Source organism: Janthinobacterium sp. GW823-FHT03B06 (assembly GCF_058796955.1).
The window spans coordinates 214-711 of sequence record NZ_JBXAJE010000024.1 but is presented as its reverse complement, the minus strand read 5'-3'; the positions used below and the strand labels follow the sequence as shown (position 1 = coordinate 711).

Sequence of the window (498 nt, the reverse complement as noted above, 5' to 3'; positions counted from 1 at the left end):
TGGGCGATGGGGTGGTGGATGGTGCGCTGCTGTTAACGGTGTCGCTGGTGGTGTCGGATTACGCGGCTGCGCCGCTAATCCGACCTACCCGACCTACCCGACTGTTTGCACGGGAACTGCGCACGCCGATGTCCGTTTCTGCCAAGCGTTTGCAGAAGGTGTGGGAATCGATGCAGCGGTAGGTCGGATTAGCGCGTCCGCAGGGCGCGCGTAATCCGACGTCATCGTTGGCCTGGGCGATGGGGTGGTGTTGATGGTGTCAATGGTGTCAATGGGTGTCGATGGGTGTTAACGGTGTCGCTGGTGGTGTCGGATTACGCGGCTGCGCCGCTAATCCGACCTACCTGACCTATCCGACCTATCCGGCCTGCCCGACCTGCCCGACTGTTCGTACGGGAACTGCGCACGCCGATGCCCGTGTCTGCCAAGCGTTTGCAGAAGGTGTGGGAATCGATGCAGCGGTAGGTCGGATTAGCGCGTCCGCAGGGCGCGCGTAAT

1 protein-coding gene is annotated in these 498 nt (G+C 62.0%); it reads left to right on the top strand.

The annotated features are described in order from the left end of the window. On the top strand, positions 1-182 hold a 182-nt coding region (locus AC1RBA_RS27920; RefSeq protein ID WP_492420615.1), incomplete at its 5' end, for a hypothetical protein. Between the last annotated feature and the right edge of the window lie 316 nt (positions 183-498).